We start from the raw sequence: 20230 nt of genomic DNA on the forward strand, positions 1-20230 counted from the left end.
CGAGAACATCCTGCATGCCGTCGTTGAATTTCTCGGTCCAAAATATGCGATCGTATCGTCCGCCATTTGCTATCAGGGTTGAGACATGCCCTGACATGGCAGACCAATGAATATCAGGATCCATCGGTCGGCGCCAAAGGATCGTATCTCGAGCAAAGAGTAGAAACCTGCGAAAGCTGGCAATTTGATCGAAATCTCCTTTGCCGTCCTCACCACCAACTTCGATCCCGTAGTTGTAGATCAACGTTGGAACCAGATTACCGCGGTAACGTTTCCCGTTTCGCTGAATGCCGCAAATCTTGTCAAAAAATGAACTCAGGATGCGGGTATATGGGTTTCGAACGCAAGTGAACGTATACGAACCGTGAGACCGTACGTTTCGGGTGATCAAACCCTTGCTTTCGTCAAAGGCCCATTTGTGTAATCCGCTCGTCGCATCGTGTATATCGCCTTCAAAGAATTTGCCGTGATCCGAATAAAACATGATCTGGCCAATCGTCGAGCAGGCGCATTTAGGCACAACTCGGTAGACCATACTTTGGCTCTCGGTCATCCATGTTCCGGGAAAACCCATCGACTGCGCCTCCTCTGCCGGTCGCGTCTTAGAACGACACCCCCGCATTTGAAATCAAAGAACCAAAAATATTCTGTTTATTCAATCGTTCATCATAAGTATCACGGTTGCAAACAGGCAGAAACGGAATTTGCGGAAGTCCAATGGCAAAGATTGCCTTCATCCTTTTGTGCCATAAAAACCCCGATGCGATCATCGCGCAGGCCAATCAACTGACTGCCGCCGGCGATTGTATGGCAATCCACTTCGACGCGCGCTCGGGGCAAGCGGAGTATGAACGCCTGTTTGCTGCCTTGGCCGACAACCCCAACGTCACTTTCACCGCAAAACGGGTTAAATGCGGTTGGGGGGCGTGGTCGCTGGTTCAGGCGACATTGAATGCTTTGCAGGCGGCGACCGAAGCATTCCCACGTGCCACGCATTTTTACATGCTGTCTGGTGACTGCATGGCGATCAAAACCGCCGAATACGCGCATCGCTTTTTGGATGATAATGATGCGGACTTCATTGAAAGCCACGATTTCTTTGAGAGCAATTGGATCAAGACCGGTATGAAAAAGGACCGGTTGATCTATCGGCATTACTTTAATGAGCGAACTCAGGCGGGACGGTTTTATGCAAGTTACGAGTTCCAGAAAAAGCTGGGCCTAACTCGCGATATCCCCCGAGATATTCAAGTTATGATCGGCAGTCAGTGGTGGTGCCTGCGTCGCCGGACGGTGGAGATGATCCAAAAGTTTCTGAACGACCGTCGCGACGTAGTCCGGTTCTTCTCCACAACGTGGATACCGGATGAAACCTTTTTTCAAACTTTGGTTCGCCACCTTATCCCAAAGGAAGAAATCGAAAACCGTACGCTGACATTTCTGATGTTTTCAGACTATGGAATGCCCGTCACATTTTACAATGATCATTATGACATGCTGCTTCGTCAGGACTATTTGTTCGCCCGCAAGATCAGCCCTCATGCCCAAGAACTAAAAGACCGATTGGGACAGCTGTACGCCGGCAAGGACGTAACCTTTCAAATTTCGGATGAAGGTCGAAGTTTACACCGCTTTCTGACCAATCGCGGACGCATAGGTCGCCGATTTACCCAACGCTTTTGGGAAACGTCAAATACACTTGGGCCGGATCGGGATCTATATTTAGTTACTTGCAAAAAATGGCACGTGGCCAAGCGACTTGTGGATCAGATCAAGACAGAAACCGACCTTCCCTGCCTTCACTACGTATTCAACGAAGAGAACACTCCATTACCGGATCTGGGCGGGATTGAAACCACATTGGCGAAACGGTCCCGACACCGCCGTGCAGTTGTAAACATGCTTTACGACCATTTTCGGCGCGACAGGCTGGTATTGTGCGTCGACCCCGGCAGTATCGAGATCATCCGAGATTTCTGCGCCGACCAAGTCAAGCTGCACGTACTAAACATCGCCTGCGAGTTTTCCAACGACTACCTTGCGGGGCATGCCCTTCGGGTCGGCCTGATTGGCGAAAGCAGCCCAGTTGAGTCCGTGCAGCGGATTTTGCCGACTCTTCGCAACGAACTGTCTCACGAAATCGAACAGATCCGATCAGCATCTAAGGAAGAGTATTTTCGTATCTCAGAATCACAGAACCGGGCCAACAACGTCGCTGAGTTGGCCCGATTCTTGACAGTTTCTAATAAGAAAGCCGAAGCTATTTTGAGTTTGGACTACCTGTTCAGCGACTGAATGAAGAAATCAAATGTCGAATTTGACCCCTTGTGCCAAGGGTAACTCAGCAGAGTAGTTAACAGTGTTTGTCTGACGGCGCATGTAGGCTTTCCATGCGTCGGAACCACTTTCTCGACCTCCTCCGGTTTCCTTTTCTCCGCCAAACGCTCCACCAATTTCAGCCCCTGACGGGCCGATGTTTACGTTTGCGATACCACAGTCAGATCCTGCTGCGGTCAGAAACTGCTCGGCCTCGCGCATGTTCAGGGTAAACACACAGGAGGACAGCCCCTGCGGGACATCATTTTGGAGATCGATGGCCTCTGAGAACTCATCGTAGCCCATAACGTAAAGGATCGGGGCAAAGGTTTCAGTTTTGACCGTCCGAGTTTGGCCTGGCATCTCGACAATTGCGGGTTCCATGTAAACGCCAGCGGGTACACCCTCTGTCACGCGTTTACCGCCGAACACGATGCCGCCTTCGGCCTCGGCGGCGCTTAGAGCGGCTGTCATCGCAGCACCGGAGGCTTCGTCCACCAATGGCCCGACCAGTGTTCCTTCGCTCAGCGGATCGCCGATCGGCAGGCCGGAATATGCTTTCTTCAACCGAGCGACCAACTCATCTTTTATCGAGTTGTGAGCAATTAAACGGCGGAGCGAGGTACAACGTTGCCCAGCTGTGCCAACAGCAGAAAAAACGACCGCCCGAACCGCCATTTCAAGATCGGCAGAAGGTCCGACGATCATCGCGTTATTTCCGCCCAACTCCAAAATGCATTTGCCGAACCGTTGAGCCACAACCGGCGCAACAGCGCGACCCATACGGGTGGATCCAGTTGCGGAAATAATCGGAACATCTTCGCTTGCGACCAGAGTTTCCCCTAAATCTGTTCCACCAATTACCGTTTGCAGCAGTCCGTCAGGCGCGTCGCCAAACCGAGCCAGCGCACGCTCGAAAACCCTCTGGCAGGCCATGGCGGTAAGTGGGGTTTTTTCAGACGGCTTCCAAATCACCGGGTTACCGCAGACAAGGGCAATTGCGGCATTCCATGACCAAACGGCCACCGGAAAATTGAAGGCAGAGATGACACCAACCGGGCCAACCGGATGCCAAGTTTCCATCATTCGATGTCCGGGGCGTTCCGAAGCGATGGTCAGGCCGTACAATTGGCGCGACAAACCAACGGCAAAGTCGCAGATGTCGATCATCTCCTGCACCTCACCCTGCCCTTCAGACGTAATCTTACCGACCTCCCAACTGACCAAGGCACCCAGATCGTTTTTAGCTGCACGCAGTTCCTCACCCAGCAGCCGTATCAACTCACCCCTTCGTGGAGCAGGTACAACGCGCCAATCACGAAAAGCTGCCTTTGAACGAGCAATGATAGCGCCCATCTCAACCTTGGAGGTCTCGTTCACCGTGGCCAGCTGCCTTCCATCGATTGGGGAAGTCACACGCAAGGTTCCACCGCTTAAGTCAGCGGCCGTCAGATCCAGATTCGCCAAAACAGTGTCTACAGTCATCATGACATCTTTCATTTCTCAGGCAGCCTTGTTTTGTTGAGTTACGTTGCCAGCGCGGTACAGCCGGCCAAATTCTGTATTCAGAAACTCGGGTAACTTGACTTGTTCCTGTCGAATAAATCCTTGCGACGGCAGCACACCCGTCCGCATCAAATCCACAACGCCCAGCACTCCCGCAGCGGTTGTTACCTGAATTGCACTCCAAACCCGCCCGTCTATGGTGCGCGCGAAGGATTTGTTGATCAAAGATTTCTCGCGCAGCGATCCGTCGATCGTGCCACGTGCAGTGCAAAAAACCAAAACCACATCTTGATCCGTGCGTGGCAACGCATTCTCGAAAATGTTTTTAAGAAGGTCCTTGCGCTGTCCCAGCCCTAGGTCATTTAACAGCAAACGCAAAATATCCCGGTGTCCTGGATAGCGAATTGATCGATATGACACAGCCTGCGCTTTGCCTTCCAGGGTTTCGGGCAATGTTCCAAGCCCTCCCGAGGTGTTAAAGCATTCGTATTCCACCCCGTCATGGCCAAAGATTTCATAATCCTCCAACGGGGCAGTTTTGACGCATTGGCCATTTACGATTGCATCGCAGGGATTGCAGTATTCGTTGATCAAACCGTCAGTCGACCACGTCAGATTATATTTCAGAGCATTGGTTGGATACAAAGGCAGGGCGCCCACCCTCATATGCAGGCTGTCTATCTCGTCGAACTCTGCTGCCAGGGCAGCGCCGGCGATTCCGACAAAACCAGGTGCAAGGCCGCATTGCGGCATCATTGCGGTTTGGATCTTACTTGCCAGCTCGCGCACTGCCTGCGTTGCCGAAACATCCTCGGTAAGATCAAAGTAATGAGCGCCGACCGTGCATGCGGCTTTGGCGATTGCCGGAGTCAGAAAAAACGGGGCTGCGGAAATTACTGCATCAAATCCCTGCAACCCACGTATTAGATTGTCATCATCAGATGCATCAATCTGCCGTGTCGAAACACCCATCTTATTTAGTGCTGACAACGCAGCAAGATCATGATCAGCTATTGTTACTGAATAGTTCGCCGATGTTTTCAGCAAGGTGGCGATCATCTGCCCGATCTTACCTGCGCCGACAATGCAAATGCTCCAAGTCACGAAATGCCTCCATTTGTTGTTTCTTTTGATTATGAAAGGCAATTTGTTCGTTTCGCAGGGGTAATCATGACGAAATTCACGCCAGTGTCAGCGTTTTGACGAAAACTTCGGCAATATGCTGGCTGGCGAGACTGGAATCGATGGGTGCCATGACTTTCTCCACCTAAGGTAGACGGGCTGAGATCAAGCCCCTCAAGCCAAACGTTTGACCCATTAGTACTGAAAAACTGGATACGATGTTGATCGCGAAAACCACCAGATTTGGCCGGATATTATGTGTCCAAGGGTATTTGAATGCCCGTATTTGGAGACAAAAATTACTTCTTTCTCTTTTCAGGCGGTTTTGTGCTATGGTCTCAAGATAGTTTATACATTTAAAATTCTGGAGGATGTGAGTCCTTTGTCGGAAGCCCAAATTAGGAACTACAGGCTGCGCCCTCTGGAGAAGGTGGACCTGGAAACGGTAGTGCGTTGGTTTCAAGACGTTGAGGATTTGTCGCTTTTTGACCGGACCTCGCGCGTCCCGTTGAACCATTGGCAGACCGAAGACGCATGGAAGGACGTGATCGACGGATCTCATGCCGGATGCAAGTGTTGGTTTGTTGTCGAGACCGCCGAAGGACTGCCCTTGGGTTTGACAGGTTTAGAAGCAATTTCAAACATTAACCGCGATGCCGTTATTCCGCTGTTCGTAGATAAGTCAGCCCGTCGTATGGGTATTGGAATTCGCGCGGCTGCATTGACTCTGGACTTTGCATTTCGACAACTAGGGCTTCATCGGATCACGTCCTATTACCGCGCAGACAACCACAGCACACGGGACCTTGTTAGTCGGTTGGGTTGTCAGGTCGAGGGGAATATGCGGCAAGCGTGGTTCGCAGACGGGCGGTATCATGACATGGTCGTGGTGGGAATACTTCAACAGGAGTGGAGCAAACGGCGAGAGGAGTTGGCCAAAGAGCTGTCCAACAACATAACTATTAGCTTTGGTGACGGCGCATCAGATAGCTGGTGCTGGCCGCCGAGAGGTGCCAAGCTTGACTAGGACATTAAGATTCGCAACACTCTTTCAAAACAAAATTCTGCTATATCTTGTTCGTCAGTATCGCCGAAAAGTTTTAGCTGAGTGCCCACTGTGAACAGTACACATTCTCAAACAACGATCAGGCAAAAGCTGGGCGCCGTCGTTTTCGCGGATGTTGTTAGCTATTCGCGGCTAATGAGCGAGAATGAGATGGCTACGTATAACGCGTTGAAGTCTCTGCTATCGCAGTTGGAACAAGTCTGCGAGCAACATCAAGGCCGGGTAATCGAGGTCCGTGGCGACGGAATTCTGGCGCTTTTTGAAACTGCCACCAGCGCAGTCGAATTCAGCGTGGAATTACACCGGATAGCAAGCCAGCACAACCAGGCGCGAGATGACGATCAACAGATCAAGTTTCGAGCAGGGGTTCATTTGGGCGAGGTCCTGATGGACGAGCGGGGCATTCACGGCGACAACGTCAACATAGCCGCACGATTGCAGGAAATTGCCGAACCCGAAAGGGTTTACGTCAGTTCGGCAGTCTACGATCAGATCCGAAACCGGCTGCGATATGGATATGAGTTCCTTGGACCCAAGCAACTTAAGAACATCCTGTCACCGGTCGCAACCTATTGCGTACGCAGCGAGATTGAAGGCGCAACCATGGCTGCAACTCTGCGACCCGAAATGCAGCTCGAGGTGTTAGAACGTCCAGACATCCCATCTGTGGCGGTGTTGCCTTTTGCAAGCCAAGGCAGCGATGAGGACGATCATTGGGTCGCTGAGGGGCTGACCGACGACATTATCATGAACTTGTCCAAGTTCCGGAACCTATTCATAATCGCGCGGAATTCGTCGTTCTTCTTCAAGACACAGTCGATGCCTCCACAAGAAGCAGCGCGACGGCTGAATGTCCGCTACGTGGCTCGCGGTAGTGTACGCAGGTCGTCCAGCCGAATCCGCATCACAGCCGAGCTAATTGACGCCAATTCTGAACGAACGATTTGGGGAGAACGTTTCGACCGCAAAATCGACGACATATTCGACATTCTGGACGAAGTTACAGAATGTATCGTAGCGGCCACTGCAGTTATGATCGAAAGCCACGAAAAGCAGCGAATGGTCCAGTCTGTACCGTCCGACATGCAGGCCTATGGATCGGTACTACAGGGGCAGCACCATATCCTGAAGTATACGCGGAACGATAACCGCAGGGCCCAGCACTGTTATGAGTCTGCACTCCAGCGCGACGGCGGTTATGCGCGGGCAGCGGCGGCGTTGTCGCGGACGCTAAATATCGATTGGCGGTATTCATGGACTGAAGACCCAAACAGCGCCTTGGACAAGGCCTTAAAGCTCGCACAACGGGCAGTCGAATTAGACCCGACTGACGCTCGCGGATTTGGCGAACTCGGTTATGTGCAGCTTTATCGTAAAGAACATTACTCAGCTATCGAGTCTTATAAACGGGCATTGCAACTTAATCCCAATGACGCAGATATGCATTCTGATTATGCTGACGCTCTGGCACATTGGGGTGACAACGAAGCTGCAATAAAACATATCCAACAGGCGATGCGACTGAATCCGTATTTTCCTGACCAATACCTCTGGCACTTGGGTGGCGCCTATTACAATCTGAAACGCTATGACGACGTAATTTCAGCGGTCAACAAGATGAATAACCCGACAGAAGGTCAGCGGGTTTTGGCAGCCAGCTACGCTCAATTGGGCAAAATGGATATGGCGAGGCAGATCGCCGACAAGCACCGCGCGGCTCATCCCAACTTTTCCCTTTCTCGCTGGGCGGAAGTTCAACCCGATCGTCTGGCGGACGATACCCAACATTTTGTTGAAGGTTTGGAAAAGGCAGGGTTCTGAACGTGAAAAAGGGCGCACGTCAAATGCGCCCCTTGCCTTATTTTAAGAGTGATTATTCGCCGCGAGCCTTTGCACCGCTGACTTTTGCACCACTCACTTTCGCTCCGCTAACCTTTGCACCGCTGACTTTCGCGCCGCTGACTTTGGCGCCGCTCACCTTGGCTCCGCTGACTTTGGCGCCGCTCATCATAGGCGCATCATATTCGAAATAGACGTCCAGAAGGACTTCTTCGATCTGACCAGCTGCAATGTCCATACGGATCGTGTAATCAGCTTGATCGTAGTTCCAGACACGGATGTCATTGGCCATCTGGTAATCCGCTGCCGCAACACCAGAAACCGAAGGATCCAGAGGCGCACGTGCCGTTTGCCGCGTTGTATCGGGGCCACCAGTGTTTTCCAGATTGAAGCCGCGCGGAAGGTTGCCCCCAGTGGCGCTTTCTCCATGTCCATGCACCAAGAATATCGTTGGCTCCGGCAGTTCGTAGTAAGTTCCATCATATGCAAAGCCATAAATCCGGGCCAGGCGAGCATCGCCTCCGAACTGATCTCCGATGAAATTATTCACTCCACGACCGCGCCTGCGATCATCCTGTTCGATGAACAATTGTCTATTGTGAGTGTTGGAATCCTGTAACCAGAACGTATGTTTAAATTGGCGACCGCGCCGCACATAAACGTAAGATTGATATTGGGCTTTCTTCCGCTTGTCCAGGTTGAACGCACCAGCACCATCATCCACAACTTTGTAGATCCCAGATTCGTTATTGGCAGTGTCACCCTTTTGAACCAGAACCCTGTCGTCCAACCGGACTGTCACCCCATCAATAGTTGTGAAGCCTGTGGGCAGAGAACCCGCCGCCGGAATTTCAACCGCTAGGCGAACGGATTTCTGTTTTAGTTTTAGATCGCTTAACTCTCTTCCAAACAATAATACTTCTGAAAAACTGAGTAAGGACTCAGACATATCAATTTCTCCCTATGGTAAGAAAGATGACGTCGTAGACCCCATCCACCCCTCTAACGCATCAATGCGCGCTCAGTCTCAAATATCATCCCTTGCGCACAAGTTGCCACAAAACGCGGCCAAAAACAAAGACTTTCAGGTCGTTCTACTCTGGTTTCAATGTTCGAACTGAAGATGCGTGGCTGGTCCCATCCGGTTTGCTCAGACGCGGACCGGGTCTCGTCAGCCCAATTTCGCGCATTCTAAAGTTGCCTTCAATGATCCTGCGAAAAGCACCTCCGGTGATCTCCTGATCAACGACAAACAGCGCACGCTCAACTCCAAAATAACTGAGCATGTCTGCATCCAGCATCTCCCACGCGTCGGCGAGATATGAACCCAAAAGATCCCTGGCCTCGACCAATGCAATTCTGAAACCCTCTGGATTTTCCGCGTAATGCTCGTCGAACAAGTCCTGCATTATCTCGTTATATTCCGGGGTACCCTCAAGTTCATCCGACAAGTCCTCCATCTCGGGATCAATCACGTCGTGCGCCACCAACCTTTCGTGATAGATATCCACCAAGATGTCGAACATCGCGCCGGTCAAAGGTTCCGATAGCGCATGTTCACTGGACCACCCGTGTGAAAACTCGGACAGAACCCGGTCGTTGGCAGCGATCCTAATCTGCGCATTTTGAGAAAGTTCGGCAAACCGACTGAGGCGGTTATAGGTGTATAGGTTTCCCCTCGTGTTTCTAAGCAAGTCTTCGACAACCGACCCGAAATGCAGCGATGCAAGCAAAGCCACCATGTCCGCTGCGGATTCATGGAATCCGTAGTACTCGCCCGATGCGTCTCCGTCGGACGGCAAACCGATGACGCTGTATATTATTGCATGTCCAATTTCATGCGCCACCACATCAAAATTCAAGCTATATGGGCGGTATTCTTCCCCATGCTCAGTTGTCCCACCGGTTTCCAGAAAACCCCATCCGATATGCGCGTTGTCGAGGCTTGGCAGTAAAGACAATTCCAGCCGATCAAAGTCTTGTTCGAAATGCCACGGTATAGGCCGCCCGAAATACCCCTCCCAAACATCCATTGTGAAATGCGCGGACCCAAACAAATGCGCGGCTTCAAAAGCCGGATCAGACGGATCTATGTGAATGAAATTGCCGAACTCATCCGGTTCAGGCGGCGGAAGAATGTATCCGTCCCAAGCTGGAAGGTACATCTGCGGCCCGTCAGGTCCCGGGATCATCGCCCCATATGGCGTCGTCTTGCCAATCGGGTTCATTGCGTACATCCGAGGCCCAGAAGGGCCTGGGCCGATAGAGCCTTGCGGCGCAGAGATTTCAACCATCTCGGGTTTCATGCCCGGTTCCAGAAATGGCGATTGCGGATACAAAAGGAACCGGGTGCCCGGTATCTCTTCTTCAGCAGTCACAGACCAGCCCATCTGTCTCCCCCTAGGATTTACCAAGCGGCGCGGCACCGATTAAATCCCAATGTCCGCGTTAAGCCTGGGACCTGTCAAAATGACAAAACAAGTATTCGGCTTCAATCAATTCAATCAACTCTTCACGCCCTTCCAGACCAAGAGCGGCTGCATAGGATTCAAGATCATCAGGTACGTCACGGTCAAGACAAGTTTCAAAATACCACATCAGGATCTGGGTCCGATTGGTCGGGGCTCTTGTCTCGACTGCATCAGTCTGATCTTGCACTACCAACGATTTTCGGTGTGCTCGGTCCTTCAAATCCGAATAAACTCCATCGCGCCGCAGCTCATCTATTATGGCAACATTCAACGTGTGATTCCGCTCGGCGATTGCCGCATCGGTGTGGCACTGATCAGCAAGCAGTGTCTCGTATTGTTGCAAAGTCAGATCATTGTCTTCCAGCCACGACATCAGATCCGAGCGTCGTGGCAGACCCGCTTCAAAGCGGTGGCGCGACATTTGCTGAACCAAATCGTTGCGCTGCAATTGGCGTTCAGCTCGGCGTGCTTCTTCTCTCGACAACAGGGCAAGAGCCGCTCTGTCCCGTAGGCGCGCGTAATGCGTCGGGGTAAGCCTTAATTCATCTACCAAAGCAGCGTCACCTTCGATTCCCAAGGGGCGTTCGGCGTCAACGCGATCGCAAAGCTCGCGCCAAGCCAGCGTCCGTTCGACTCGGGCAGGTTCACCAACAAGCTGCGCAGTTCCGCCAAGGTGTTGGGCCATCATTGACAGCATCTCGCGAGCGTCGTCGGCCTTTACGTCAACGCCACCCTGCGGCAGCCAATCAAGGAAAGCCTCTATTCCAGAAAGTCCGGCGGCGGAGCCTGTGATCCTGTCCCAACCTCGGTCGCGATAATTCAGTTCCTTCGTCAATCGCACCAGTTCAACAGCTGTATCAGGAGGCAAAACGCCTTCTTCCCGCGCCTTTGTTACAGTTGCACGGACCGAGACCATAGGCTCGCTCAAAGGTTTGAACCCAAGTTCCGCGGGGCCGTGAATAACAGCAACTTCATCGTCGTCGAGGATTGTGCCACTCAAGTAATCCTGGAACACGCGGCCCACACCGATCATACCAAAGTCTGCCAATTCGGCGGCACGTAATGCACCCATGCTTGCGCTACCGTAGACCGGAATACCCTGTTCCATCGCCCACAGAATTTCCTTATGCCAAACGGATGGAACCCCATCAAAATACCCATCGATAATTCCGATGGCTTTGGGATTGCTTTTGACTGCACGATAAACGTCACCCTGCTGCACCGGAGGCAGAATAGTCGCATCAAGAATTTCCGAAACACTGTTGGCCGAAAGTGTTGGCCCTACAAACACAATTACATTCATGCGTGCACTTTCGCGGCCTGTCTCGCACGTGGCCCTGCCACGAAATCCGGGTCGTCATGCGGTGCCTCAAGACCCGGGATTACAGCCCGAACAACCGAGATGTCAATTTCAGGTCGCGAAAGGTCTACGATCACAATCTGCGGTATTCCAACAATGGAAAGCTGAGTCTTAATAAGAGCCAAATCTTCGTCAAATGAGTCAGTCATATGTGTCGGGCACATCCTGAAATCCTCGCTCGCCGCGGAGTTTTGGATCAGATCCTGAATGTACTGTCCACGCCAGGATCGAGATGAACTTGAGAATTCGTCTGGATCCAGATCGTCTCTTGCACCAGATATGTAAGTCAGTCGGGTTTGCGCAGCTTCGGTTAACGCCCGCAACAGCGCGATGGATCGGTCCGGGTGACATCCATCCCCAATACCGATATGGCCGGATACGGCACCCAATTCGCAGATAACGCAACGGAAACTCGCAATCCCAATATCCGAGGTTGTGTTCCAAATACCAAGGTCCAAGCCCGCTGCAGCGATCCTTTCCATCGCTTGTCGGCACCTTTGATCCTCAATTGTCCCGGGATCGATGCGCGCCTGAGGACCTCGGAAATGCCAAAGCGTTGTGGCGTCCCGCTCAATCAGTTCACAAATTGCATGGCAAGTTGCCTCTGTCAGATCATTCCCTGACGCTAAACCATTGGTCGTTCTAGGAAAGGCCCGGCGGCCACTGACTGGCGATGAGGTGTAATCTGTGTCTACCATCTCATAGGGAACCCAGCAAGGGCGTCCCTTCGTCAAATCCTGCCCCTTGACCCATAGGATACTGGCATGCGGGACGAAACGACCGCCTGTGACCTCTGGCAGTTTGTCAACCTCAACGACATACTCAGTCTCAACAAGGTCGGAATAGCTGGCGAGGCGTAGACCCAACTCGATCCGTTCGGCATGCCAGGATTCAATCGCTTCCATTACCCCCGAGGCTTGGGCCGCACTCAAAGAGAGCCCCTTGCCCAGTGAGACCGCAACCGAACGCGAATTGGGTCTTGTGACCATGACGGTGGGCAAGCCGATGCGGTCCAATCCGGTAATGTTAGCGATGCGGGTTATGCCCATATCCTTGAGAAATGGCTGTACAACGGCCAGAGTTTGTTCCGGATCCCGCAGTCTGTGGGTGTCGTGCATATACGTCTTCTGAGAATTTCCAGGCATACGCTAACCTTGCTATTCCATTGAAAAAGAACCCGAAACCCCGACAAAACAATACCCGAGGTCCGTAACGGTTCGGGTTAGGATGCTGAATCAGACAGCGTGGGTCAACAGCGCCGGTTTTTCAGATATGTTTTTATTGAATGATTGATCCCCCTTGCACGGACTGGTCTCTACAGTTAAATCGGCCTTCGCATAGCCTCAATAGCTCAACCGTTAGAGCAGATCCTTCATAACCAGCGGGTTCATTCGCAATTGACGCTCGAGGCCAGTAGGTTAGAGAAGGCGCGCAGTAACGAGTAGGGCCATAGTAGGGCCGCGGAAAAAGAAGGAGGCCGCTGTAGCTCAGCTGGTAGAGCACGTCATTCGTAATTAGCGGGTCCCCGCGAGAATGGCTTGCGAAACCAACGAGTTCGCGGCAAAGGAGTAGAACTAGTAGGGCCATAGTAGGGTCCGAGAAGCCGCTGTAGCTCAGCTGGTAGAGCACGTCATTCGTAATGATGGGGTCGGGGGTTCGAGTCCCTTCAGCGGCACCAGTTCTATAAAAATCCAATCTCTTAGTCCGCATTTGGCCCTAAGCCGACCCTCGGCACACAGTATGGATGCTGCGATTGCAGCCCGCTTTGCGGTCGTTCGCGGCGAGCGCGAAATCTAAGCTCGGTCGAATCTGCAGTTCGCGGACGAATTTGCCGTTCGTTCCACAGCGCTCGATAGCGGCAATCATCCCAGACCCGCAATACGGTGTCGTCGTACGACAAAGGTCTACGGGACGAAGCGGACCTTGGCCCTCCAACGGTTCGCGAGCCGTGCATCGCCGGACCGCGGGCTGGCGACCCTAGCGATTCCCTCGCTTGATGCAGTGGGGCAAACATTCATCATGTTTGCATCTCCAGCCAAGGTTCGGGCGGTTCTTGGTGCATTCTGGTGCAACCCTGTGTAGGTTGGTGCCAAACTACACCAGGGAGCGGCCATGTCCGGCACCGGAAAAACAGAAATGCGCCGTTTCACGATCTCGCTGGAGGCGTCTGCTTATGAAGAACTAAAGGACATCGCTGCTTCACAACGCCCGCCACTCACCCTACAGTACACTGTCAGATACGCCCTTCTTCGCTTTCTTGATGAGAACAGAGGCCAGCAGCTCAAGCTGGACATCGAGTAACATGCAGACCCTTAAATTCATTGATTTATTCGCCGGACTCGGCGGTTTTCACCTCGCCCTCAAATCACTCGGTCATGAGTGCGTCTTTGCGTGTGAGCGTGACGACAAACTTGCCGCGCTCTACCAAAAAAATTTCGGTATCAGACCCCACGGCGACATCCGTGCGCTTGATCTGGCGTCTGTGCCTGCCCACGACATCCTGTGCGCCGGATTTCCCTGTCAGCCCTTCTCGAAAGCGGGTGGGCAACAGGGATTTCAGTGTCCGCAATGGGGCGATCTAATCGATTACATCGTGCGCATTCTGCGGCTGCACAAGCCCCGGTTTTTCATCATCGAGAACGTGCCAAACCTTGTCCGGCACAGGCAGGGGCAGACCTGGCGTTCGATTATCCACCGGCTACGGCTGGCGGGTTACAGCGTAGATGACAACCATTTCTCGCCTCACGAATTCGGCGTACCACAAATCCGCGAGCGGGCATTCATTGTCGGTCGGCGCGGCGGTCTGGAAGACTTCTCATGGCCCGCCCCCGACGCCAATACCGATCTGTCGATAAAAAGGGTTCTGGACAAGAACCCGACCGATGCGCGCGTATTGCCTCCGGCATTCATTAGTTATCTGGAAGCATGGCAAGCATTTCTTGACAGGTTTCCTGCAGACGAACAGCTTCCGTCGTTCCCGATATGGGCCATGGAATTTGGCGCAACATATCCTTATCGCGACCGCTCTCCTTACGGCACCAGATTGTCAAAGCTCAAATCCTATAAAGGCTGTTTCGGGAAGTCGCTGCGTGGCTTGGCAGCCGACGAGATCACAGCGGCGCTTCCTGCTTATGCGCGAGATACGCAAGAGAGCTTCCCCAAATGGAAGATCGAATTCATTCGGCAGAACCGTGAGCTTTATGAGCGTCACAAGGGTTGGATTGACGAGTGGCTGCCGCGCATCCGCGGCTTTGCGCCCAGCTTTCAGAAATTCGAGTGGAACTGCAAAGGCGAGCAGCGCTCGATTTGGGATTTCGTCATCCAGTTCCGGGCTTCCGGCATTCGTGTGAAACGTCCCGTCACAGCGCCGTCGCTCGTGGCGATGACGACAAGCCAGGTGCCGGTGATCGCATGGGAGCGGCGCTACATGACGACCCGCGAATGTAGCCGACTGCAAAGCATGGGTACTCTCAAGCATTTGCCGGAAGCGCAGACAGCAGCCTTTAAAGCGCTCGGAAACGCCGTGAATGTTGAAGTCGTGCGCGCGATTGCCCGCCAGTTGCTTTCCGTTGCTCCTGATGAGCAAGGCGAGACGGCGAAAGCTCCCATCCGTCCCAAGCGGGAAGACAACGTGCAAGCAGCCCTCATTTCAGCGGCCTGATACGCGCACAATTTGAAGGAACATAGGTTTGGCGCCCAACAAGGTTGATATTCGGCCCGGAGTCAGTGTGCTCGCGGTGCTTCGGCACCTAAACTACAAGCCGTGGTTTGCGCTTGCCGAATTCGTGGACAACTCCGTCCAAAGCTACTCGCGGCATCGAGAGGCGCTTCGCGCGCACCACGGGGATGAATTCAAGCTTGTCGTCAGTATCGATATCGATACCGCCGCACCCGCCCGCATTTCCATCCGCGATAATGCGGCGGGCATTGCGCTTGAGGATTTTGGGCGTGCATTTCGTCCGGCTGCCATTCCGCCTGATCGGACCGGCCTTGCCGAATTTGGAATGGGTATGAAAAGCGCCGCCTGCTGGTTCGCACCGCAATGGTCGGTGCGCACATCCGCGTTCGGCGAAGACGTAGCCCGAACTGTTCGCTTCGAGATCGAGAACATCGTCAATGATGAAATCGAAGAGCTCGATATTCATGAAGAACCCGAGGACGTAAACCACCACTATACCGAAATCATTCTGGAGGACATTTTCCAGGTCCCGGTGGGACGGACGGTCGGGAAGCTCAAGGAGCATCTGACCGATATCTACCGTGTGTTTATTCGCGAAGGCACATTGGAGCTCCGCTTTGGCGGTGATGCGCTGGCACCGCAAGAACCGCCTGTCCTAACGGCACCGTACTTTCGGGAGAAGGACAAACCCGCCAAGCTTTGGCGCAAGGACGTGGCTTTTGATTTCGGCGACGGGCTTTCAGTTCACGGCTTTGCCGCGCTGCGTGAAACGGCGAATACAGCCAAAGCAGGATTCTCCCTGTTTCGACGCGGGCGCGTCATTGAAGGCAGCGGTGATGAAGGTTACCGCCCCGCCGCGATTTTCGGCAGTTCGAACAGTTTCCGATATCAGCGGCTTTTCGGCGAGTTGCACCTGGATGGCTTCGAAGTGAGCCATACGAAGGACGGCTTTCGTTGGGACGAGAACGAGCAGCCATTCCTTGAGCTCTTGCGCGAGCATTTGGACAGCGAAGAGTTGCCACTTCTCAAGCAGGCCGAAGGTTATCGCGCGCGACCGGCACGCGCGCAGCTTACCAACACGGCCACACAGGCGGTCAGCAACACAGCGCGGGCCATGGAGGACAATCTGCCATCGGCCTTACCGGATATTGCGGACGCGCCGCCGGTCGATACGCCGGACGAGGAACCGCCCCATGCCGGAACGCTGGCACGCAAGGAGTTCAACATCCGGTTTCGTGACAAAGATTGGCATATTAGCATCGAGTTGACCGAAGACCCTGCTGAGAGCCAGTGGCTTGTGTTTAGCGACGTTGCAGCCTCAACAGAGCAGCCGCGTCGTCTGGATATCCGTGTTTCGATGATCCATCCATTCATGGTGCGCTTTGCCCAGACGGACAGCGAAGATGTCGAGGCGCTATTGAGGGTTGCCGCCGCACTCGCGCTTGCTGAAGTCATTGCCCGGGAATCCGGTGTCCGTCATGCCGGAACGATCCGGCGCAACGTTAATGATATTATTCGCAGTGCGCTCTCCGAGGCGTGAAAAACATAGGTGAAAAATGACAGATGATGCGCCGCTGATTGTCCAGCCAGTCGCCGGAGGCGCGCCCGGTGCGCGCTGGCAACCTGCCGTCGGCCCCGAAACACAGGATTTTCTGGATCACGTCGTACCCGCTGAAAGTCGCGATGACATTGCCGGTGCGGCGGCCTCAATCCTTGGGCGCGGGATCACGCCAGCCGATGCGAATGGTCACGAAACAGGGCTTGTCGTCGGCTACGTGCAGAGCGGAAAGACCATGTCCTTTGAGACTGCCGCAGCCCTCGCGCGGGATAACGGTTTCCAGATGGTCATCATCGTTGCAGGAAGTTCCAATCCGCTGCTTGAGCAATCAACAGGTCGTGTGCGCCGCGACTTGCGTCTTGATGATCCCGACCGGGCACGGGGCTGGATGCATTTCCAGAACCCCGAGCATGAAGATTCGACAGTCCAGACCATGCGCGATGTCTTCGAGGCATGGCGTGATCCGGGAACGCCCAACGATTACAAAATGACAGTCCTTGTGACTGTCCTTAAGCACTATCAGCGGCTTGGGAACCTAACGGCATTGTTGCGCGCTGTTGGCATGGAAAGCGTGCCGGTTCTGATCATTGACGATGAGGCCGATCAAGCCAGCCTGAACACCGAAGTTGCGCAGGGCGATGAGAGCAGCACCTATGCGCGGCTTATGGAGATGCGCAGTACGCTGCCGCTTCACACCTATCTCCAGTATACTGCCACCCCGCAGGCCCCCTTGCTCGTCAGCATCGTAGACTCGCTTTCCCCAAATTTTGTCGAAGTGCTGACGCCGGGTGAAGCTTATGTCGGTGGACGCGATTTCTTCGCTGACAACCAGGCGCTTGTGCGTACGATCCCGACAGCGGAAGTGCCGACAAACGCTAATCCGCTCACAGAACCCCCTGACACGCTTCTTGAAGCCTTGCGGATATTTATGGTGGGCGTGGCTGCCGGACTTCGCCAAGGCGGAAATCGTGGCAACCGATCGATGCTCGTGCATCCTTCGCACCGTACAGCCCAGCACAGGGAGTACTACAATTGGGTCCGCGACATTTTTGAGGAATGGAAGCGCATCTTGGGCTTGCCGGACAATGATCCGGACAAGCAGGAACTCCTGGACGAACTGCGCGGTGCGTACGAAGATCTCGCTGAGACTGTGCAGGACGGTTTGCCCACGTTCGACGAGCTTGCGCCGACGCTACGCTTTGCGTTTCGCAGCACCCGCATTCTTGAAGTTAATGCCAGCGGCGGGAGAACACCGCCGGTGGACTGGCGAAGCGTCTATGGCTGGATTCTCGTAGGCGGGCAGGCCATGGATCGTGGCTTCACCGTTGAAGGCCTGACCGTCACATACATGCCGCGCGGCATCGGTGTCGGCAATGCCGACACGGTGCAACAGCGCGCGCGCTTTTTTGGGTACAAGCGCGGCTATCTCGGTTTCTGCCGGGTGTATCTGGAGCAGGGGACGCATCGCGCCTTTCAGCGCTATGTCGAGCATGAAGAAGACATGCGCACCCAACTCGAACAAATCCGCGATAGCGGACGCTCACTCAATGACTGGAAACGGGCGTTTGTTCTGGATAACGCGCTCCGGCCTTGCCGTCACAACGTTCTGGAATTCGACTATATTCGCGGGCGCTTTTCGGATAGCTGGGTTGCACCGCGGGTCGTCCTTGCCGCGGACGAAGTCGTACGAGCAAACCGGCAGACTGTAGCGGATTTCATAGCCACCACGAACTTTGAAGAAGTGGACGGCCACCCGAACCGTACCGACGAACAGCGCCACGAAATCGCGTCCGGTTTGTCGCTTCGCGCTGTGATGGAGCAGCTTCTGGTTCCAATGCGCATTACCAGTTCGCGCGACTCCCAGCAGATCACGGGCTTGCTTTTGCAGCTTAGCCGCGCGCTTGAGCAGAACCCGGATGAAGTTTGCACTGTCTACCGGATGAGCCCCGGCACCCGGCGCAGACGATCAGTTGATGAAAACGGGGCGGTCGTAAATCTCTATCAAGGTGCCAACCCGCAATGGCCGCGTGAACGCCGCGGTGAAATCTACCCTGGTGACCGCGACATGCGCGAGGACGGTCAAGTCAATATCCAGATACACACGTTGGATTTACGCAGAGAGCAGACCGGTCCGATTATCGCCGAGAATATTCCGGTCTTGGTGGTCTGGGTTCCCGCGCGCATGGAAGCCGCCTGGGTTAATCAGGACCAGCCCGGTCAGAACACATGACCGCTGCGCTCTTCGAAGTCTTCGAAGCACTTGCTGCGCCGCCTGCCGATCAATCCGGTACACCAGTATTTGCCGTAAGGCCGGTCGCTTCGTATCAGAGCTACTTCGTCGGCAAGGACTCGCGGGGCAAAGCCTGCCTGCTTGTGCGCACGTCCGATGCCAGCGGGCGCGCGCCGCCGCCGATCAGACTGGAATCGCTCGATGCGCAGTTTGAACTCGGTTGCCGGATCACCGATACCCATGGTGATACGCAAGATGGACGCTTTACGGTTGCGCGTTGCCGATCCGCCGAGCCGGAGACGATCCGTTATTTCCTGTCCGTGTGCCATATCATCATGCGCCACATGGGAGACACACCCTCGCGTACTGATCTTGCGAGTGCCGTGCAGCGACTTGCCTCGATATTCCAGAGCATTCGCAGGCCGCCCGTCAGATCGCTCAACGGACTCTTTGGCGAGTTGTTTTTGATATCACGGTGCCGCAGTCCGGCGCGCGCTCTGGCCGCGTGGCGGATCGATGACAGCGCGCGTTTTGACTTCTCGGCCGGCGACATCAGGCTTGAAGTAAAAACATGCGCCGGCCGATTGCGGCAGCACAGTTTCTCATTTGACCAATGTAACCCGCCACCCGGCACGGTTGCCGTTCTCGCCTCGCTGATGATTGAACGGGTGCCGGCAGGATTGGCACTTTCTGATCTGATTGCGATGATTGAAGACCGGATAGCCGATGACGAAGACCTGCTACTCAAGCTCCACGACGTGGTTGCATCAACGCTCGGCACAAGTTTTGCGATCTCTCTTGATGTACCTTTCGATCAACGACTTGCCGAGAGTTCACTACGATACTTCGATTTGCGCACCATACCGGCGATGCGTGAGCAGCCGCCTGCAAACGTATCGGACGTGCGCTTTACCTCTGATCTGTCTGGAAGCACGCCCTTAGATGCTACCGCATTGGTTGATCGCGATCCGCTGTTCTGGGACCTGCTTCCGGCTGACATCGCTTAGCGCGATGTTTGGTTGCGAATTCCTTGCAGCGATGCCTACGAATTCAAAATTTCGTGTTTAATATCAGAATTTTAGT

15 protein-coding genes and 1 tRNA gene are annotated in these 20230 nt (G+C 54.0%); 9 read left to right on the plus strand and 7 right to left on the minus strand.

Annotated elements, in window-relative coordinates:
- The coding region (locus AC2FNV_RS15835; RefSeq protein ID WP_496773827.1) for a sulfotransferase family protein at window positions 1–574 on the minus strand (574 nt) is incomplete at its 3' end.
- Between the two features lie 143 nt (window positions 575–717).
- Between AC2FNV_RS15835 and AC2FNV_RS15840 the strand changes: the two genes are divergently transcribed.
- Window positions 718–2295, plus strand: coding sequence for a DUF5928 domain-containing protein (locus AC2FNV_RS15840; protein ID WP_170607417.1), 1578 nt, complete (start codon window positions 718–720; stop codon window positions 2293–2295).
- Between the two features lie 9 nt (window positions 2296–2304).
- Here AC2FNV_RS15840 and amaB read toward each other — a convergent pair whose 3' ends face one another.
- Window positions 2305–3801, minus strand: a complete 1497-nt coding sequence (amaB, locus tag AC2FNV_RS15845) for an L-piperidine-6-carboxylate dehydrogenase (protein ID WP_437436828.1) — start codon at window positions 3799–3801, stop codon at window positions 2305–2307.
- Window positions 3802–3819: 18 nt separating this feature from the next.
- A complete protein-coding gene (locus AC2FNV_RS15850; RefSeq protein WP_170607413.1) occupies window positions 3820–4926 on the minus strand; it encodes a saccharopine dehydrogenase family protein in 1107 nt (368 codons plus the stop codon).
- Between the two features lie 391 nt (window positions 4927–5317).
- Here AC2FNV_RS15850 and AC2FNV_RS15855 point away from each other — a divergent pair, with 391 nt between their 5' ends.
- Both AC2FNV_RS15855 and AC2FNV_RS15860 read left to right on the plus strand, forming a co-directional pair.
- Window positions 5318–5971, plus strand: a complete 654-nt coding sequence (locus tag AC2FNV_RS15855) for a GNAT family N-acetyltransferase (protein ID WP_367648202.1) — start codon at window positions 5318–5320, stop codon at window positions 5969–5971.
- Between the two features lie 90 nt (window positions 5972–6061).
- The gene (locus AC2FNV_RS15860) at window positions 6062–7831 is read left to right on the plus strand and encodes an adenylate/guanylate cyclase domain-containing protein (protein ID WP_170607409.1); all 1770 of its coding nucleotides are present in this window, start codon (window positions 6062–6064) and stop codon (window positions 7829–7831) included.
- A 52-nt stretch (window positions 7832–7883) separates the two neighbouring features.
- On the opposite strand, the gene AC2FNV_RS15865 is transcribed toward AC2FNV_RS15860, so the two are convergent.
- From AC2FNV_RS15865 to AC2FNV_RS15880, 4 genes are all read right to left on the minus strand, one after another.
- Complete coding sequence (locus AC2FNV_RS15865) at window positions 7884–8798, minus strand: pentapeptide repeat-containing protein (RefSeq protein WP_170607407.1); 915 nt, start codon at window positions 8796–8798, stop codon at window positions 7884–7886.
- A gap of 145 nt (window positions 8799–8943) precedes the next feature.
- Window positions 8944–10239 (minus strand): gluzincin family metallopeptidase, encoded by a 1296-nt coding sequence (locus tag AC2FNV_RS15870; RefSeq protein ID WP_170607405.1) that lies wholly within the window; start codon window positions 10237–10239, stop codon window positions 8944–8946.
- A 58-nt stretch (window positions 10240–10297) separates the two neighbouring features.
- Entirely contained in the window at window positions 10298–11623 is a 1326-nt protein-coding gene (locus AC2FNV_RS15875; protein WP_170607403.1) for a TfuA-like protein, read from the minus strand.
- Window positions 11620–12798, minus strand: coding sequence for a YcaO-like family protein (locus AC2FNV_RS15880; protein WP_254442625.1), 1179 nt, complete (start codon window positions 12796–12798; stop codon window positions 11620–11622). The genes AC2FNV_RS15875 and AC2FNV_RS15880 overlap by 4 nt, the downstream gene beginning before the upstream one ends.
- A gap of 484 nt (window positions 12799–13282) precedes the next feature.
- On the opposite strand from AC2FNV_RS15880, the gene AC2FNV_RS15885 reads away from it, so the two are divergent.
- The 6 genes from AC2FNV_RS15885 (at window position 13283) to AC2FNV_RS15910 (ending at window position 20154) form a co-directional block, all read left to right on the plus strand.
- A tRNA-Thr gene (locus tag AC2FNV_RS15885) sits at window positions 13283–13358 on the plus strand.
- 434 nt (window positions 13359–13792) lie between these two features.
- Entirely contained in the window at window positions 13793–13981 is a 189-nt protein-coding gene (locus AC2FNV_RS15890) for a hypothetical protein (RefSeq protein ID WP_372921669.1), read from the plus strand.
- Between the two features lies 1 nt (window position 13982).
- Entirely contained in the window at window positions 13983–15341 is a 1359-nt protein-coding gene (locus AC2FNV_RS15895; protein WP_496773832.1) for a DNA cytosine methyltransferase, read from the plus strand.
- 28 nt (window positions 15342–15369) lie between these two features.
- Window positions 15370–16899: an ATP-binding protein gene (locus AC2FNV_RS15900; protein ID WP_496773834.1), complete on the plus strand. Its 1530-nt coding sequence runs from the start codon at window positions 15370–15372 to the stop codon at window positions 16897–16899.
- A gap of 16 nt (window positions 16900–16915) precedes the next feature.
- A complete protein-coding gene (locus AC2FNV_RS15905) occupies window positions 16916–19147 on the plus strand; it encodes a Z1 domain-containing protein (protein WP_496773836.1) in 2232 nt (743 codons plus the stop codon).
- Window positions 19144–20154: a PD-(D/E)XK motif protein gene (locus AC2FNV_RS15910; RefSeq protein ID WP_496773837.1), complete on the plus strand. Its 1011-nt coding sequence runs from the start codon at window positions 19144–19146 to the stop codon at window positions 20152–20154. The genes AC2FNV_RS15905 and AC2FNV_RS15910 overlap by 4 nt, the downstream gene beginning before the upstream one ends.
- Window positions 20155–20230 lie beyond the last annotated feature (76 nt).

This window comes from Ruegeria sp. BHSA163 (genome assembly GCF_059613365.1).

Bases quoted from the DNA above. Each gene is read 5' to 3' on its own strand.
- AC2FNV_RS15895 (WP_496773832.1), top strand. From the start codon at position 13,983: ATGCAGACCCTTAAATTCATTGATTTATTCGCCGGACTCGGCGGTTTT.
- AC2FNV_RS15910 (WP_496773837.1), top strand. From the start codon at position 19,144: ATGACCGCTGCGCTCTTCGAAGTCTTCGAAGCACTTGCTGCGCCGCCT.
- AC2FNV_RS15865 (WP_170607407.1), bottom strand. From the start codon at position 8,798: ATGTCTGAGTCCTTACTCAGTTTTTCAGAAGTATTATTGTTTGGAAGA.
- AC2FNV_RS15875 (WP_170607403.1), bottom strand. From the start codon at position 11,623: ATGAATGTAATTGTGTTTGTAGGGCCAACACTTTCGGCCAACAGTGTT.
- AC2FNV_RS15840 (WP_170607417.1), top strand. From the start codon at position 718: ATGGCAAAGATTGCCTTCATCCTTTTGTGCCATAAAAACCCCGATGCG.
- AC2FNV_RS15880 (WP_254442625.1), bottom strand. From the start codon at position 12,798: ATGCACGACACCCACAGACTGCGGGATCCGGAACAAACTCTGGCCGTT.
- AC2FNV_RS15890 (WP_372921669.1), top strand. From the start codon at position 13,793: ATGTCCGGCACCGGAAAAACAGAAATGCGCCGTTTCACGATCTCGCTG.
- AC2FNV_RS15905 (WP_496773836.1), top strand. From the start codon at position 16,916: ATGACAGATGATGCGCCGCTGATTGTCCAGCCAGTCGCCGGAGGCGCG.
- AC2FNV_RS15870 (WP_170607405.1), bottom strand. From the start codon at position 10,239: ATGGGCTGGTCTGTGACTGCTGAAGAAGAGATACCGGGCACCCGGTTC.
- amaB (WP_437436828.1), bottom strand. From the start codon at position 3,801: ATGACTGTAGACACTGTTTTGGCGAATCTGGATCTGACGGCCGCTGAC.